This is a genomic window from Neorhizobium sp. 2083 (assembly GCF_031455615.1).
GTDB lineage: Bacteria > Pseudomonadota > Alphaproteobacteria > Rhizobiales > Rhizobiaceae > Neorhizobium.
The window spans coordinates 21,841-37,414 of sequence record NZ_JAVDTC010000007.1 but is presented as its reverse complement, the minus strand read 5'-3'; the positions used below and the strand labels follow the sequence as shown (position 1 = coordinate 37,414).

At 63.0% G+C, this 15,574-nt stretch carries 13 protein-coding genes; 3 read left to right on the top strand and 10 right to left on the bottom strand.

The window, feature by feature from the left end:
• Window positions 1-8: 8 nt before the first annotated feature.
• From hutG to hutI, 3 genes are read right to left on the bottom strand one after another with little or no spacing between them, the layout of a single operon-like run.
• The gene (gene hutG, locus J2X76_RS24155) at window positions 9-827 is read right to left on the bottom strand and encodes an N-formylglutamate deformylase (protein WP_310219939.1); all 819 of its coding nucleotides are present in this window, start codon (window positions 825-827) and stop codon (window positions 9-11) included.
• Window positions 828-2,363, bottom strand: coding sequence for a histidine ammonia-lyase (gene hutH, locus J2X76_RS24150; RefSeq protein WP_310219938.1), 1,536 nt, complete (start codon window positions 2,361-2,363; stop codon window positions 828-830).
• On the bottom strand, window positions 2,360-3,613 hold the full coding sequence (gene hutI, locus J2X76_RS24145) for an imidazolonepropionase (RefSeq protein ID WP_310219936.1): 1,254 nt from the start codon (window positions 3,611-3,613) through the stop codon (window positions 2,360-2,362). Before hutI ends, hutH begins: the two co-directional genes overlap by 4 nt.
• Before the next feature lie 98 nt (window positions 3,614-3,711).
• On the opposite strand from hutI, the gene J2X76_RS24140 reads away from it, so the two are divergent.
• From J2X76_RS24140 to J2X76_RS24130, 3 genes are all read left to right on the top strand, one after another.
• A complete protein-coding gene (locus tag J2X76_RS24140) occupies window positions 3,712-5,058 on the top strand; it encodes a formimidoylglutamate deiminase (RefSeq protein ID WP_310219935.1) in 1,347 nt (448 codons plus the stop codon).
• A complete protein-coding gene (gene hutC, locus J2X76_RS24135; RefSeq protein ID WP_310219934.1) occupies window positions 5,055-5,780 on the top strand; it encodes a histidine utilization repressor in 726 nt (241 codons plus the stop codon). The genes J2X76_RS24140 and hutC overlap by 4 nt, the downstream gene beginning before the upstream one ends.
• A gap of 180 nt (window positions 5,781-5,960) precedes the next feature.
• Window positions 5,961-6,785 (top strand): ATP-binding cassette domain-containing protein, encoded by an 825-nt coding sequence (locus J2X76_RS24130; protein WP_310219932.1) that lies wholly within the window; start codon window positions 5,961-5,963, stop codon window positions 6,783-6,785.
• 67 nt (window positions 6,786-6,852) lie between these two features.
• On the opposite strand, the gene J2X76_RS24125 is transcribed toward J2X76_RS24130, so the two are convergent.
• The 7 genes from J2X76_RS24125 to J2X76_RS24095 all read right to left on the bottom strand — a co-directional run bounded on the left by J2X76_RS24125 (window position 6,853) and on the right by J2X76_RS24095 (window position 15,556).
• Entirely contained in the window at window positions 6,853-7,866 is a 1,014-nt protein-coding gene (locus J2X76_RS24125; protein ID WP_310219929.1) for a HAMP domain-containing sensor histidine kinase, read from the bottom strand.
• Window positions 7,866-8,570, bottom strand: a complete 705-nt coding sequence (locus tag J2X76_RS24120) for a response regulator (RefSeq protein WP_310219927.1) — start codon at window positions 8,568-8,570, stop codon at window positions 7,866-7,868. Before J2X76_RS24120 ends, J2X76_RS24125 begins: the two co-directional genes overlap by 1 nt.
• 47 nt (window positions 8,571-8,617) lie before the next feature.
• On the bottom strand, window positions 8,618-10,111 hold the full coding sequence (locus tag J2X76_RS24115) for a DUF4153 domain-containing protein (protein WP_405030081.1): 1,494 nt from the start codon (window positions 10,109-10,111) through the stop codon (window positions 8,618-8,620).
• A 335-nt stretch (window positions 10,112-10,446) separates the two neighbouring features.
• On the bottom strand, window positions 10,447-12,183 hold the full coding sequence (locus J2X76_RS24110) for a M14 family metallopeptidase (RefSeq protein ID WP_310219925.1): 1,737 nt from the start codon (window positions 12,181-12,183) through the stop codon (window positions 10,447-10,449).
• Window positions 12,180-13,028: an ABC transporter permease gene (locus J2X76_RS24105; RefSeq protein WP_310219923.1), complete on the bottom strand. Its 849-nt coding sequence runs from the start codon at window positions 13,026-13,028 to the stop codon at window positions 12,180-12,182. Before J2X76_RS24105 ends, J2X76_RS24110 begins: the two co-directional genes overlap by 4 nt.
• Before the next feature lie 5 nt (window positions 13,029-13,033).
• Window positions 13,034-13,957, bottom strand: a complete 924-nt coding sequence (locus tag J2X76_RS24100; RefSeq protein ID WP_113128254.1) for an ABC transporter permease — start codon at window positions 13,955-13,957, stop codon at window positions 13,034-13,036.
• Between the two features lie 63 nt (window positions 13,958-14,020).
• Window positions 14,021-15,556: an ABC transporter substrate-binding protein gene (locus tag J2X76_RS24095; RefSeq protein ID WP_310219921.1), complete on the bottom strand. Its 1,536-nt coding sequence runs from the start codon at window positions 15,554-15,556 to the stop codon at window positions 14,021-14,023.
• Window positions 15,557-15,574: the final 18 nt, after the last annotated feature.

The window sequence follows — 15,574 nt, the reverse complement described above, 5'->3', positions numbered from 1 at the left end:
CGTTCCCTTTATCTGTTGTTGTTCTTCTGTGAGGCGAGGTCGAGGGCAGTCCGCTCGATCCGCGTCAGGATATCCTTGAGATGGACGCGCAGCCTCTCGGCCTTGGTCGGATCATAGGCGAAAGGCGGGGACTCGGCGGCGAGATGGGTGGATTGGGCAAGTTCCATCTGGATGGCGTGGACGCCGGTCTGCGGCCGGCCGTAATGCCGTGTCGTCCAGCCGCCCTTGAAGCGGCCGTTGAGGATGTTTGTATAACCCGAGGCGGCAGTCGTCGCGGCGAGGGCCCCTTGTTCGATAGCGGGGGCGCAGGTTTTGCCCATATCCGTGCCGATGTTGAAATCGGGCAGGACGCCTTCGAACAGGAACGGGATATGCGAGCGGATCGAATGGCAATCGTAGAGCACGGCAATGCCATGGATGGATTTCACCCGTTTGATTTCGGCTGCAAGCGCCGCGTGATAGGGCGCGTGGAAATCCCGCAGCCGATCGGCGGTGTCGGCCTTGGTCGGTTCGGCGCCCTGCGCCCAGATGCCCTTGCCGTCGAAATCTGTTTCCGGGATCAGGCCGGTGGTGTTCTGGCCGGGATAGAGGCTGACGCCCTGCGGATCGCGGTTGGCATCGATCACGTAGCGGTGGAACGTGGCGCGCACCGTCGTCGCATCCGCCAGAAGGCCGTCATAGAGCTGGTGGATATGCCAGTCGGTATCGGCAAGCAGGCGACCGTTGTCGTTCAATCGGTCCCAGATCGCCGGGGGCACATCGGTTCCCGTATGCGGAAAACCGAGAACGACGGGGGAGGTACCCTGTCTGACTTCGAACACCGCCATTCAGGCCTCCAGAACCGGCAGGATATCCGCCGAAACGGATGCTGCGAGCGCGCCCGTCGCGACGAGATCAGCGGCGGCCCTGAGGTCGTTCGCCATGTAACGGTCCTCCTCGAGGCTCGGAACGGCGGCGCGGATGGTGGCGATCACTCTTTGAAGTTCCGGGCTGGTCGTCAAAGGCTTGCGCAGTTCCACGCCCTGTGCCGCCGTCAGCGCTTCGATGCCGATGATGGTCGCAAGGTTGTCGGTCATCTGGAGAAGCCGGCGGGCGCCGTGACAGGCCATGGAAACATGGTCTTCCTGATTGGCGGAGGTCGGCGTCGAATCGACCGAGGCCGGATGCGACATCTGCTTGTTTTCCGACATCAGGGCGGCGGAGGTGACTTCCGCGATCATCAGCCCGGAATTCAGTCCCGGCTTTTTCGCGAGAAAGGCAGGTAGTCCGTAGGAGAGGGCCGGATCCACCAGCAGCGCAATGCGGCGCTGGGAGATGGCGCCGATCTCGCAGACGGCAAGAGCGATCTGGTCGGCGGCAAAGGCCACAGGCTCCGCGTGGAAATTTCCGCCCGAAACGACGCTGTCATCAGAGAGCACCAGCGGATTGTCAGTCACCGCATTGGCCTCGATCTCGAGTGTGCGGGCGACGGAGCGCAGGAGATCGAGGCAGGCGCCGTCCACTTGCGGCTGGCAGCGGATGCAATAGGGATCCTGCACCCGTTCGTCGCCTTGCAGATGACTTTCCCGGATGACCGAACCCGACAGCAGGGCGCGCAGCGCCGCGGCCGCATCGATCTGGCCGTTGTGCCCGCGAAGTGTGTGGATATCCGGATGGAAGGGTGCGGACGAGCCCATGGCCGCATCCGTCGACATCGCGCCGGTCACCAGCGCTGCCTGGGCAGCCCGGTGGGCGCGGAACAGGCCTGCCAGCGCCAGGGCCGTCGAGGTCTGGGTGCCGTTGATCAGGGCCAGGCCCTCCTTGGCGGCAAGAACGACCGGTTTCAGGCCGGCTTTCGCAAGCGCCTCGGCCGCAGGCAGCAATCTGCCTTGATAAAAGGCCTCGCCTTCGCCCATCATCACGGCCGCCATATGCGCAAGCGGCGCCAGATCGCCCGACGCGCCGACCGAGCCCTTTTCCGGGATGAGCGGGATCACGCCCTTTTCCAGCAAGGCTTCGATCAGTCGCACCAGTTCGAGCCGGACGCCGGAGGCGCCGCGCCCCAGAGAGACGAGTTTCAGCGCCATGATCAGGCGAACGACGTTGTCCGGGAGCGGCGCGCCGACGCCGCAGCAATGGGACAGGATCAGGTTGCGCTGCAGCGTCGCGACGTCGGCACTGTCGATCTTGATCGATGCGAGTTTTCCAAAGCCGGTATTGATGCCGTAGACCGGCTCGTTGCCGGCGGCGATCTGGGCGATCCGGGCAGCCGCCTTCTCGATGCCCGCGTCGAACGAACGGTCGATCCGTGCCGGTGTGCCGTTCCAGTAAATGTCCTGAAGCTCGCGAAGGCTCACCGAGCCGGGTGTCAGAACGATGCTCATGCGGGAACCCTTTCGCCCTTGAAGATCCGTGCCGCCAGAGGATTGAAGCCGATGCGATAGACAAGCTCCGCCGGCCGCCCGATATCCCAGATCGCGAAGTCTGCGGATTTGCCGGCTTCAAGCGTGCCGGTCTCGGCCAGAAGGCCGAGCGCGCGCGCGGCCTCCCGCGTGACGCCGGCAAGGCATTCCTCGACGGTAAGGCCGAACAGCGTCGCGCCCATGTTCATGGTCATGAGCAGAGAGGTCAGCGGCGAGGTGCCGGGATTGCTGTCACTCGCAAGCGCGATGGAGGTGCCGGCAGCACGCAGCGCCTCTACGGGCGGGGCCTGCTTTTCGCGAAGCGTGTAGAAGGCCCCGGGCAGAAGCACGGCGACGGTGCCGGCCTCAGCCATGACCCTGGCGTCTGCTGCGGAAAGATATTCGAGATGATCGGCCGACAGCGCGCCATAGGAGGCCGCGAGGCGCGCGCCACCGAGATCCGAGAGCTGTTCCGCATGCAGCTTGACCGGAAGCCCAAGCGATTTAGCCTTGTCGAAAACACGCGTGATTTCGACAGGCGAGAAGGCGATGCCTTCGCAAAAACCGTCGACCGCATCTACGAGCCCTTCCGAATGGGCAGCCTCTAGGCCCGGCAGGACCACGTCGGTGATATAATCGCCGTTGCGGCCCTTGTAGTCCGGCGGTGTCGCGTGCGCGGCAAGCCAGCTGGTGACGATCCGTACCGGCCTGACTTCGGCCAGCCTGCGCGCGACCCGCAGCATCTTGAGCTCACCTTCGATGTTCAACGCGTAGCCGGATTTGATCTCGACCGTGCAGGCGCCTTCGGCGAGCAGCGTATCCAGCCTGCGCAGCGCCTGGGCGAGGAGCTCGTCCTCCGAAAGCGCGTTGGTTGCCTTGACGGATGAGATGATGCCGCCGCCGGCGCGGGAAATCTCCTCGTAGGTCGAGCCCGCCAGGCGCATTTCGAATTCCATCGCACGGTCGCCGCCGAATACCAGATGGGTGTGGCAGTCGATGAGGGCCGGGGTGATCCACCTGCCGCCGCAATCGGTTTCGTCTTCGGGGTTGCGGAACTCGGCAGGCAGGTCGGCGATTGGGCCGACAAAGGCAATGCGGCCGTCACGCACGGCGATCGCACCCGTTTCGGCAATACCCAGGCCGGTTGCCGAAGGAGCAAGAGTGGCGATGCGCGCATTGTGCCAAAGCGCAGAGGAGCCTGCCGCAGCCCCTGAAGATTTTTCTCCACCCATAAGCTTTTCGCCTTTCCTTATGGCTGAACATGTATATACATAATAATCCGAGTGACAAGAGGAATTTTGATCTCCGCGAGGAAAAGGGAAGAGCATCCATGGTCAGGCTTTATGCGGAATTGGCTCTGCTGCCGGAGGGTTGGCGGCAGAACGTAAGGCTGACGATCGAAGCAGGGCGGCTCGCCGGGGTGCAGGCTGGAGTCGAGGTGTCAGCAGAGGACGAGCGCCACAAGGTTCTCGTTCCTGCGATGCCGAACCTGCACAGTCATGCCTTCCAGCGCGCCATGGCGGGCCTCACGGAGGTTCGCGGTCCCGGTGAGGACAGCTTCTGGAGCTGGCGGACGCTGATGTACAAGTTCGCGCTGTCGATCACGCCGGAACAGGCCGAGGCCGTCGCCTCACAGCTTTATATGGAAATGCTGGAGGCCGGTTTTTCGCGGGTCGGTGAATTCCACTATCTCCATCACGACAAGGATGGGGCGCATTATGCCAATGTCGCCGAGATGGCTGAACGCATCGGGGCGGCGAGCGCCGAGGCCGGGATCGGCCTGACGCTCCTGCCGGTGTTTTACGCGCATTCCGGCTTCGGCGGCGCGGCACCGGTCGCGGGGCAGCGGCGGTTCATTCATTCGCTGGACGATTTCGCGAAGACCATGGAAGCCTGCCATCGCCTGACAGCCGGCATGCCTGGCGCGGAGCTCGGCGTTGCTCCGCACAGTCTTCGTGCCGTAACTCCGCACGAACTCGGTGAGGTCGCGCGGATGGCGGGTGATGGACCTATCCATATCCACATCGCCGAACAGGTGAAGGAGGTCGAGGACTGCCTTGCCTGGTCTGGTGCGCGGCCAGTCGAATGGCTGCTCGCAAACGTGCCGGTGAGCGAACGCTGGTGCCTCATCCACGCGACCCACATGACCGAAGACGAGACCCGCCGCATGGCGCAGAGCGGTGCGATCGCCGGGCTCTGCCCGATCACCGAAGCCAATCTCGGCGACGGCATCTTCCCCGGCGAGCTTTTCGTCGGGCACAACGGACGCTTCGGCATCGGCTCGGATTCGAACATACTGATTTCTGTGGCTCAGGAGTTGCGCCAGCTCGAATATTCGCAGCGTCTGGGCCTCAGGAAGCGCAACGTCCTGGCTCGGCCGGAAGGTTCGACGGGGCGCCGGCTGTTCGAAACGGCGTTGACGGGCGGCGGAGCGGCACTTAATGCGGCCGTTGGCTTGGTTCGAGGCAATTACGCGGATATCGTCGCCCTCGACGTCAAAGACGTACCCCACCTTGCCGCCGATCAGATTCTCGACCATTGGATATTTGCGGGCGGTGTTGCCGTGGATTGCGTCTGGGCGCTTGGCCATAAGCAGGTCGAAGGCGGGCGGCATGTCCAGCGGGATGCGATCGGCCGGCGCTTCAAGACGGTAATGCGGGAATTGCTGACATTATGACCAATGGCAAGGAGGCCACCCTCCATCATCGCATCCTAAGCGACATAGAGGGACGGATTGTCTCCGGCGAATGGCCCCCCGGCTATCGCCTGCCGTTCGAGGTCGACCTTGCCGCTCAATATGGCTGTTCCCGGATGACGGCCAACAAGGTGCTGACGCATCTTGCAAGGGCCGGCCTGATCGAACGGCGCAAGAAGTCCGGCAGCTTCGTAGCGCAGCCGGTGATGCAGGCCGCGGTGCTCGAAATTCACAGTATCGAAGCGGAGGTTCGCTCTCTCAAGCTTCCCTATTCCTACCGGCTGGAAAGGCGGATCTTGCGCGAGGCAGGCCCGGCCGACCGGCAGCATCTGGAGCTTTCGGAAACGGCCTCGGTCCTCGATCTCGTCTGTCTTCATCATGCCGGCGAACGGCCGTTCTGCCTTGAAGAGCGGCTGATCAACCTTGCGACCGTACCGGAAGCGGAAGCCGAGGATTTTGCGAGATTGGCGCCCGGGACATGGCTGATCAGCCAGATCCCCTGGAGCACCGCTGAACATAAGATCTATGCGCTGTCGGCCAGCGCGGAGGTCGGCAAGACGCTCGATATTCCCAGGAATGCAGCCTGCCTCGTCATCGAACGGCGGACCTGGGGCAGCAGCGGCCCGGTGACATTCGTCCGTTTCACCTATCCGGGCGACCGGCATGCGCTGGTTGCCCGCTTCACGCCCGGCGGAGAGAATTAGGCCAGGCTCGATCAGCAGTGCCGGAACTGCACGGCGCGACCTCTCGTATTCCGCCCCCTAGGTCGGAGCAGACCTTGCGCCGGGCACGATCCTGCTGGCATAGACGTTGCGCAGTTGCGGCCACACCGCCATTCCGGGTCGCCGTCGCCGCCATCTCCTATTCGCAGAAAGGACTATCCGATGACTGACGCTCTTCTCCGCGACAGGACCAGCGAGCATCAGCGCGGGGAGACGCCTCTGTTCGATCTGAAGGATGTGTCTTTGACCGTTCCCGGCAAGGCGCTTCTGCAGACCTTGACAATGACAATCCCGGCTCGGCGGACGATTGGATTGATCGGCCATAACGGTTCCGGCAAATCGACCTTGCTCAAGGTCCTGGCACGGCAAAAGCCGGCCTCCCGGGGAACGGTGCTTTTCGAAGGCAAGTACCTTTCCGAATGGGGCGATCGGCCGTTCGCAAGAAAGCTTGCCTATCTGCCGCAGCAGACGCCGGCAGCGAACGGCATGCTGGTCAAGGAGCTCGTGGCGCTCGGGCGCTATCCCTGGCATGGCGCGCTCGGCCGCTTCGGAAAGGCCGATCGCGACAAGGTCGAAGAGGCCATGAGCCTCACGGACGTGACGGACATGGCGGACCGTTTCGTCGACACCCTCTCGGGTGGCGAACGCCAGCGTGTATGGCTGGCCATGCTGGTGGCCCAGGATGCGGAATGCCTGCTGCTCGATGAACCGATCTCGGCACTCGACGTCTCGCATCAGGTGGAGGTGCTGACGCTGGTCCAGCGCCTCAGCCATTCGAAAGGGCTCGGCGTCCTTGTCGTCCTGCACGATGTCAACATGGCGGCGCGCTTCTGCGACGAGATCATCGCGCTACACAGCGGGCGCCTGATCGCGCGCGGAACTCCGCCGGAGATCATGACGCCGGATGTGCTCAAGCAGATTTACGGCATCGACATGGCCATCATGGCGCATCCGCAAACCGGCTTGCCGGTCGGGGTGCCATGCTGACGGCAAGCATGCCGCCGCAGGGCCGATGAGGTCCACACCCAAGGCAAATTGAAGCGGCCTCGTCGCGTCACGCTGCCAAAGGCAGAGCGATCTCGAATTCGGCTCCCGTGCCTGTCGTCTGCTTCAGGCGGATGGTGCCGCCGTATGATCCGAGCATGGTGCGGACAATGTCGAGGCCCATGCCGGTGCCACCCTGTTCACGGCGGGTCGAGAAGAACGGCTGGAAGACGCGCTCCCGGTTTCCTTCGGAAATGCCGCTGCCGTTGTCGCACACGAGAATCGTGACCGTCCGCGCATGAACCGAGGCCACCAGTTCCAATCGGGTGGCTCCATGCTGGGCTGCATTTTCCGCGAGATTGGCAAAGACGATGTCGGCTGCCTCGAAGGGAAGGGGGAAGGCGGCATCCATATCTCCCAAACCGGAAATTTCGAGCACGGGAAACCGCTCGCGCAGCAATGGAAGGATATCGTCGATCGCTGTCTTGCCCTGGATCGCGGGAAGCTCCGCCTGAGCCAGCTCCCTCAGCCTTGACAGCAAGGTATCGAGCCGCTCGGCATCGGCGACGATATTGTCGAGGAAATGCGAGCGTTGCGCCTTCGTCATCGGCTGATCGGCATCGTCATCGCGCAGCAGTTCCGCCGCGCCCCGGATCGCGGTCAAAGGCGACTTGAGCTCGTGGGAAACATGGGCGGCAAAGGAGCGGACATATTCGGTGCGGTCGACCAGTTTGCCGGCGAGGTCAAGGAAGCTTTGCGACAGTGTCGCGATTTCGCGCGTTCCATAACTTTCCAGCGGCTGGATCGCCGCCTTGCCTCCGCGGGCGATTTCCTCGGTACGGGAGATCAGCGCATTGATCGGCCCGGTGATGGTGCGGGCGAGCACGTATGCGACTGCGAGCGTCAGGACCAGAACGACGACGAGCGCCCCGACCTCGGCAGGTGTCATCCGCATCTGGGTCGCTTCCGTGGCACGGAACCAGATGATGATCAGGACCGGCAGGGCCATCACGGCCAACAGGACGGCATACACGATCATCGCCAGCGGAGGCCGCCATTTGGTCCTGACCTTGGGCGCCGTCATCACGCTTTCCTTCCGAGGTCGCCGCCCAGCTTGAAACCGACGCCGTGAACGGTGGCAATGACGCCAACGGCGCCCGCTGCCGAAAACTTGGCCCGGATGTTGCGGATATGGCTGTCGATCGTGCGATCCGCCACATGGATGCCGGCGCCATAGGCGGCCTCCATCAGCTGTTCGCGGCTGAACACCATTTCAGGACGGGAGAGAAGCGCATCGAGGATGGAGAATTCCAGCGCGGTCGCCGCGATTGCAGTGCCGCCGAAGGTTACGGTCCTCCCGGCCCGGTCGAGGGTGAGTTCTCCGACAGCCACCATGGTCCCCCGGGCATCGGCACCGCTTCCATTGCCGCTGCGCTTCAGTATCGCCTTGACGCGTGCGACCAGTTCGCGAGGGCTGAACGGTTTGGTGACATAGTCGTCGCCGCCGATTTCGAGCCCGAGCACCCTGTCGATCTCCTCGTCCCGGGCCGATAGGAACAGGATTGGAAGCCCGGATGTCCTGCGGATCTGGCGGCAAACTTCCAGGCCGTCCATCTCCGGCATGCCAATATCGAGAACGACGAGATCGATATGTCCCCGATGGAAGGCCATCATCGCCTCGGTGCCGTTGCGGGCGGTCGTCGGCGCCATGCCGGCGCGTTCCAGGGCAAAGCAGATCACGTCGCGAATATGGGGTTCGTCATCGACGACGAGGATGCGATGCGCCATGATGGGTCCTGCAGAAATTCACCGACGCTGTTGTCATCGTTCTTCTTCTATCTTGCAATGGTTGAGGGCGACCGAAGATAGGCCTCGATCCTTTGCGAACGGAAATTCCAGCTTCGCCAGTCGCGCGAACGACGCTCGAAACCGTGGGCGAGCGACTGCCTGATCGACAGTGCCGTCCCCCTTTTCTCCGTCGCGTCATAGGGCAGGGCGGACAGGTATAGATCGAGCGCGGGGATGGCGGATGGGCCGAGCGACGACAGGTAGTCGATATCCAGCGGAACGCCTTCATGGCTCAGTTCCAGGCTGTGCGTGACGTTGAAGCGGGCGATGAAGGCCGGGAAATCGATGAAGGCGCTGAGATAGAGCACGCCCATCAGGACGGCGATATTGGCAGCGATCAGCCACTGGTTGGATTGGCGCAACAGAATCCGCAGCAGGATCAGGACAAGGCCGACGGCAACGAGGCCCATCCATATTCCCGCGGCAACCCGCAATTCCGTGAGCGAATATGCCTCGACATAGAGATCGAGCCGCAGGATCGACGACAGGCAGAGCAGGATGTTCTGGCCGATCCAGGCATGGACGAGGCTGCGGATCAGAGGGCTGTTGTCGCCGGGACCGCCGCGACGCATAGCGATGAGCACGAAAGCCGCGGCGAGCAGAGCCGTGGCGATCAGCGGATAGGCGCCGCGATGAGCGTATTCGGCATGGCTCATGCCATCCGGAAGATCGACGCCGCCCCAGAGATAGACGAGATCCAGCAGCGTCTGCGTCGCAAACAGCGCATTGAAGAGGATGAGCGACCGCAGCAGCGAGGCATGGCTGAGAAATGGAATTTCGGCACGGTCCACGGCCGGGCCATGTGCTCGACGGCGAAGGATCCTCCGCTTGAGGCGCGGGCGCAGCATGGCCCAGACGAAAGCGGCCACCGCCAGCCAGAAACCGATACGCCAGAGATCCATGAATTGCAGCAGGAATGCGAAGTCGATGCTCCGCAGCGCGTCCTCGATCAGCGGATTGGCGATGGCAAAGAGAAGCAGGAAAATCGAGGCGAGAATGAGCGGCACCGTCCAGATGCCGATGTTTCGCCAGATTGCGACAAGAAGCGAGCCCTCGGTACGCGAGCCAAGATGCCTACGGCAGTCCTGCAGAAGTCGCAGCGGGGCAATGAGGACAAATCGAAAAAGAACCGGAGGAAGGCCGCTCAGTCTCCGCGGTATAAGTCTGGCGCCCGCCAGCGCCACACACATGACCATGCAAAGCGAGACGGCAATGCCCATCAGCGAGGGAGCTTCGATGAGAGGGCCGGAGGCGAGGGCGGAAAGGCCCAGCCACACGGCTGCTGTCAGGGGTTGTATTCGCCGCCGCGCCGACAAGAGGATCGTGGCCGTTACCAAGATCGCAAACAGGAAAAGATTAAGGCCCGGCGCCCGGCCGAAGACCAGGAAATCCGAGATTGCCACGACCGCCAGGAGTAAAGGGATCCGGTTGAGGCCGCGTGTCCAGGGCTTCGGTGTCATCGGCTTATTGGTTGATTGCACTGCTGGTCCTCTCTCTGAGGCCGCCCTCGATCACCGTGAGTATGGTCACGGGACGCCGGTCAGGAGAATTTCCGTCAGGCTCGCGATCGTCCGCCAGCCACCATCCGTCGTTGCGGAGGCGGTCTGGCAGTATGGAGGGGGTGATGCGGGGCGGGGTGTTGCTCTTGTTCATGACAAGAGAATGCCGGACCGGATTGCAGATTTTGTGCAGGCCGCAAGGAGTAATTCAGGAGAATTGCGCCGCGGCCGGTTCGCGCATGCGCATCCAACGCAGCGATGAAACCTGGTTCATCGCTGCGTTGGAGACTATCCGAAACAGACGAGCGCTAGGGTGATTACACCGCGGGTTCCGGGGCCGGAGCCGGTTCTTCGATCGTCTGGATCGCGTCATAGGCGGCGAGCACCGTTTCCATCTGCGCCGTGTGGCCCTGGATGAAGGCCGGGCCGTAGATGGTTTCGTCCGGATATTCGGTGATCAGTGTCAGCGGAACCGTGTGGCGGTCGTCGATCGAGATCAGGCAGGGGAAGCCGTTGATGATGCGGAAGCCGGTTTCGCCGGCATGGGTTTCGAAAAGCCTGATCTGCTCGGCATTGTAGGCGACGAGGCCGGGAATGGCTGCGAGATGGCGGCTGACGCGATCGATCACGATTTCGGCCTGCGCCGTCCACTCGGCGTGATGGCGCATGATCAGGAAAAAACCCTTCGGCACTGTCCACATCGCGAATGTTCGTGGCACGTAGCCGGAAAGCGGTCGCGTCCATTCATGCGAGGGATAACCGTGCAGGTTGACGTGGAGCTTCGCACCGCTCACCCTTTCGGCTTCGACGCGGATCGCCTTTTCGAACAGTTCCTTGCCCGAACGGTATTCGAGATCGTCACCGAGCGCGGTGTAGCGGGCCGCATGATGCATATGCAGCGGGTTGTCGGCCCGAAGGCGCCAATGTACCTGGTAACCGTCCGGATTTTCGAGCGGCGAAATGACGAAATGCGCGCCCGGTCTTGAGCTAAGCGTTTGTGCGGCGCGCAGCGCACCGACGATGCCGGTCGTCTCGTTAGCGTGCTGGCCGCCGCTGATCATAACGGATTTGTCGGCGCCCGCGCGATAACGCGCTTCCACGGAGCGGCCGCTCCGCGAGCGGGCTTCGAAGGCGACGCCCTCGATCGAGGCAAGTTCCCGGCGGATCTGCGCCACGGAAACCGGAGACACGGCGGATGTGAGCCGCTGCGGTTCAGCGACTGCGTCGGATATCCGGAGCGGCCGTGTTTCGACGCGGACGGAGATGGTTTCGCCCTCGCGAATTTCCGGGATGATCTGGCCCGGCTGCAGGCCGCGGTCGCCGATCGGTCGGCCGGATTTCTTCTGGAAGACTTCCAGAAGCGAAAAATAGAAATCCTCGTGCAGCGCCTCGCGCAGGCTGACGACTTCTTCGCCGACGGCCAGGCGCCGGTCTTCGGCCGGCAGGGTGACCGCGACGTTGAGCTCCTCGAAATAAGGCTCCTTCGTCCCCCAGTCATGGGCCGCGACGGCTTCGACTGCGGACGTGAACAGGATTTCGTAGTCGGTCTCCAGCCGTTCGCCGGTTCCTCCGTCCAGGCTTAGCCAGCCGGTGGGCGACAGCAGCGTTTCGCCGATGAAATCCGTGTGGAGCCGGTTCGGCGCGAATACCTTGTGCGTCTGGGGGCCGCCGTTCTTGGTGGTCAGCGTGACCGCGTAGAAGGCGTCTTCAGTCCCCGCTTCGAAAGTCAGCCGTGTTTCGCCGACGAGACCGGCCAGAGGATAGGCCTCCAGCAGGAAACGGTTCTTCGGGCAGGCCTTGTGGACGGGATAGACCACATGCAGGGCCGAGAGGTTTTCGAGATCGGCCTCTTCAAGAAGGAAATGCAACAGCGGCTTATAGGCGCTGCGGAATTTCGCCGTGACGCCCATCGAGGCAAGTTTCGCCTCGGCCTGCCTGCGGCTCTTCTCGTCGTCGAAGACCCAGGCTTCGACCGTCGCACCGCTGGCGCCGGAAAAGCGTGCGACGAGGGTGTCGAGCGTGCGCTCGACCTGCTGTTCGTGGATCAGTGTCATGCGGAAGTTCTGCCTGTGGGATCGAGACTGTCGCGCAGCCAGTCGCCGAGGAGGTTGAGGCCAAGGACGGTGAGGAGGATCGCAAGGCCCGGGAAGACGCTGACCCACCAGGCCGTCTGCAGATAGGTGCGGCCTTCGGCCAGCATGCCGCCCCAGCTCGGAATGGTCGGGTCGATGCCGAGGCCGAGGAAGGTGAGGCTCGACTCGAGCAGGATATTGGTGGCGACATTGAGCGTCATCAGCACGATGACCGGACCGATCAGGTTCGGCAGCAGGTGCTGGACGATGATGCGCCAATCCTTGACCCCGATGGCGCGGGCCGAGAGGATGAATTCCCGTTCGCGCAGCGTCAGCACCGAGCCGCGCACCAGGCGGGCATATTGGACCCACTGCGAGACGACCAGCAGGATGATCGTGTTCGCCAGCCCGCCGCCGACGATGGCGATGAAGGTGATGGCGAGCAGGATGAAGGGAAGCGCCAGCTGGATATCGGCAAAGCGCATCACCAGCATGTCCCAGATGCCGCGGTAATAACCGGCGATCAGGCCCATGACGACGCCGACGGTGACGCCGCCGGCGACCGAGGCGAAGCCGACGAGCAGCGAGATCTTGCCGCCGGCGACGACCCGCGCCAACACGTCGCGGCCGAGCGGATCGGTGCCGAACAGGTGTGCGGGCCTTGCGAACGGCGGCACGAGCCGCGACATCAGGTCGATCTTGTCGGCGCCGCCGGGAAAGATCACGCCGGAAAAGAGGACGGCGAGCCCGATCACGCCGACGAGAAGGGCGCCGAGGACAAACTCGAGCTTGAGGAAATTCGAGGAAGCGCTGCGCGACGAGGCCATGGCTCTCACTCCGTCCGGATGCGGGGATCGACCAAGCCATAGGCGATGTCGACCAGAAGGTTGATGCCGATGATCATCAGCGACAGGACCGTGATGACCGCCTGCAGCACCGGATAGTCGCGGGCGCCGACGGCGTCGAAGGCGAGCGTCCCCAGACCCGGCCAGTTGAACACCCGCTCGACCACGACGATGCCGCCGAGCAGGCCCCCGAACTGCAGGCCGAAGAAGGTGATCAGAGGAATGGCGCAGTTGCGTAGTGCGTGTTTGTAGAGCACGACGTTTTCGCTCAGCCCCTTGGCGCGGGCGACCATGATATATTGGGAGCGCAGCGTCTCCAGCATGGTGGTGCGCACCAGGCGGACATTGGTCGCCGTCAGGATGATGCCCATGGTAACGGCCGGCAGGATGAAGCTTGCAAATCCGTCCATGCCGCTTGGCGGCAAGAGCGGCAGGGCGATCGCAAAGAGCAGGACGAGCATCGTCGCCAGCCAGAAGTTCGGGAAGGAGAGGCCGACGAGCGACAAGATGCGGATCATCTGATCGGCCCATTTGCCGCGCGCGGTCGCCGCCTTGATGCCGAGTGGGATAGAAATGACGATCGAGACGATCAGCGAGGTGAAGGCAAGCGACAGGGTTGCCGGCAGCGCCTTGCCGATCAGCAGCGATACCGGCGTGCCACCGAGGAAGCTCTTGCCGAAATCGAGGGTGACGATGCCCTTCAGGAAATTGAAATACTGGACGAGGAACGGTTCGTTGAGACCCAGCCCTTCGCGGATTTTCACGAGGTCAGCCTCGGTGACGCTGCCGGCGCCCTGCGTCAGCATCAGCGCCGGGTCGCCGGTCAGCCGGATCGCGAAGGCGACCGTCAGCGTCACGGCGATGACGACGAAAACCGCCTGCAGAAGGCGTTTTACCAGGAATGCGGCCAAATCTCTCGTCCCTTGTTCTTGTCGGGCCGCCGCCTCGTTGGAAAGGCGGCGGCTCTTAAAATCTTAGTCGACGGTGACGTCGGTGAACTTCAGGCGGCTGTCCGGCACGGGCGTAAAATTCTTCACGCGCTTGTTGATGCCGAAGATGGCGTTGAGGTTGTAGAGCGGCATTTCCAGCGCCCGGTCAGCGGCGTAGCGGGCGATTTCCTGCAGCACCTTTTCACGCTCGGCGACATTGGTGATGGTGCGCTGCTTGGCGAGCAGTTCGTCCATCTTCGGGTCGCTGTCGTAGGGGTTCCACTTTTCCTTGGTCTTGTACATCGCGACCGCGGTGTTGTCGTAGTCGAGCGTCCAGCCGCCCCAGGACTGCTGGAACATCGCGCCCGTCTTGCCGTTCGGGATGATGTCGTTCAGCAGAACGTTCGTCTCGTAGGGCTTGATCGTGGCGGTGATGCCGATCGTCTGCAGGTAGGCGGAGATTGCCTGGGCGACTTCGATGAAGGTCGCCTCGTTGCCGCGAAGGTCGATCTGCAGGGCAGCGCCTGGAGCGACGCCTGCTTCCTTCAGCAGAGCCTGTGCCTTGGCCGGATCGTAAGGCAGCGGCTTCATGGTCTTGTCGAAACCGAAGGACAGCGGTCCCTGGAAGCTCGCGATCGGCTGGGCCTGGCCGCCGAGGATCGACTTGATGATCGCGTCGCGGTCGACGCCCATGATCAGCGCCTGGCGGACCTTCGGATCCTTGGTGATGCCGTCGCGGGTGTTGAAGCGCAGCGCATAGACCGTCGGGCCCGGCGAAGTGACCACGGCGAGCTTGGCATTGCCCTGGATCGTCGGGATCATGCCGATCGGGATGGTCGGAGGGATGACGAGATCGACGCGGCCGGCCTGCAGTTCGGCGACGGCGGTCGCCGGCTCGGCGATGAACTTGTATTCGAGGTCGGAAATCTTCGGAGCGCCGCCGAAATAGTCGGCGTTGGCGGTAAGCACGATATTCACCTTCGGCTCATAGGAGACGAACTTGAAGGCGCCGGTGCCGACCGGATGCGCATTGAAATAGGCATCGCCCTTCTCGGTGATGTATTTCGGCGGCACGATCATGCCGCCATAACCGGCGAGCTTGGTGAGGATGACCGGATCGGCCACCTTCATCTTGAATTCGACCGTGTTGGCATCGATGATGTCGACGCTGCCGATCGAGTTGTAGTTGGACTGCTGCGGACCCTTGGCGCCTTCGGCTCCGAGCAGGCGGTCGAAGGTGAATTTGACCGCCTCGGCGTCGAAGGCCTCGCCGTTGTGAAATTTCACGCCTTCACGCAGCTTGAAGCGGATGCGCATGCCGTTGTCGAGAACTTCCCAGGAGGTCGCAAGGCCCGGAACGAGCTTCAGGTCCGGCCCACGATAGGTCAGGCCGTCGAAAATGTTGGTCGCGACGGAGGCCCAGTTGACGAGGAAGGTGTCGATCGGATCCCAGCTGCCCGGATCCTGCGGCGAAGACACCGTCAGCTTGCCGGCGGCGAGAGCCGAAACCGGCGCGAATGCCACGCCTGCGAGCGCCATCGCCACCAATGCCGTCCGCAAACCCCTCTGCATTTTTATCATCGTTTTTGCTCCTGTTGA

What these genes read in the sequence shown, in the direction of transcription:
- J2X76_RS24130 (WP_310219932.1), top strand. Translation starts at nt 5,961, where the DNA reads ATGACTGACGCTCTTCTCCGCGACAGGACCAGCGAGCATCAGCGCGGG.
- J2X76_RS24140 (WP_310219935.1), top strand. Translation starts at nt 3,712, where the DNA reads ATGGTCAGGCTTTATGCGGAATTGGCTCTGCTGCCGGAGGGTTGGCGG.
- J2X76_RS24110 (WP_310219925.1), bottom strand. Translation starts at nt 12,183, where the DNA reads ATGACACTGATCCACGAACAGCAGGTCGAGCGCACGCTCGACACCCTC.
- hutG (WP_310219939.1), bottom strand. Translation starts at nt 827, where the DNA reads ATGGCGGTGTTCGAAGTCAGACAGGGTACCTCCCCCGTCGTTCTCGGT.
- J2X76_RS24095 (WP_310219921.1), bottom strand. Translation starts at nt 15,556, where the DNA reads ATGATAAAAATGCAGAGGGGTTTGCGGACGGCATTGGTGGCGATGGCG.
- hutI (WP_310219936.1), bottom strand. Translation starts at nt 3,613, where the DNA reads ATGGGTGGAGAAAAATCTTCAGGGGCTGCGGCAGGCTCCTCTGCGCTT.
- hutH (WP_310219938.1), bottom strand. Translation starts at nt 2,363, where the DNA reads ATGAGCATCGTTCTGACACCCGGCTCGGTGAGCCTTCGCGAGCTTCAG.
- J2X76_RS24105 (WP_310219923.1), bottom strand. Translation starts at nt 13,028, where the DNA reads ATGGCCTCGTCGCGCAGCGCTTCCTCGAATTTCCTCAAGCTCGAGTTT.
- J2X76_RS24125 (WP_310219929.1), bottom strand. Translation starts at nt 7,866, where the DNA reads ATGACGGCGCCCAAGGTCAGGACCAAATGGCGGCCTCCGCTGGCGATG.
- J2X76_RS24120 (WP_310219927.1), bottom strand. Translation starts at nt 8,570, where the DNA reads ATGGCGCATCGCATCCTCGTCGTCGATGACGAACCCCATATTCGCGAC.
- hutC (WP_310219934.1), top strand. Translation starts at nt 5,055, where the DNA reads ATGACCAATGGCAAGGAGGCCACCCTCCATCATCGCATCCTAAGCGAC.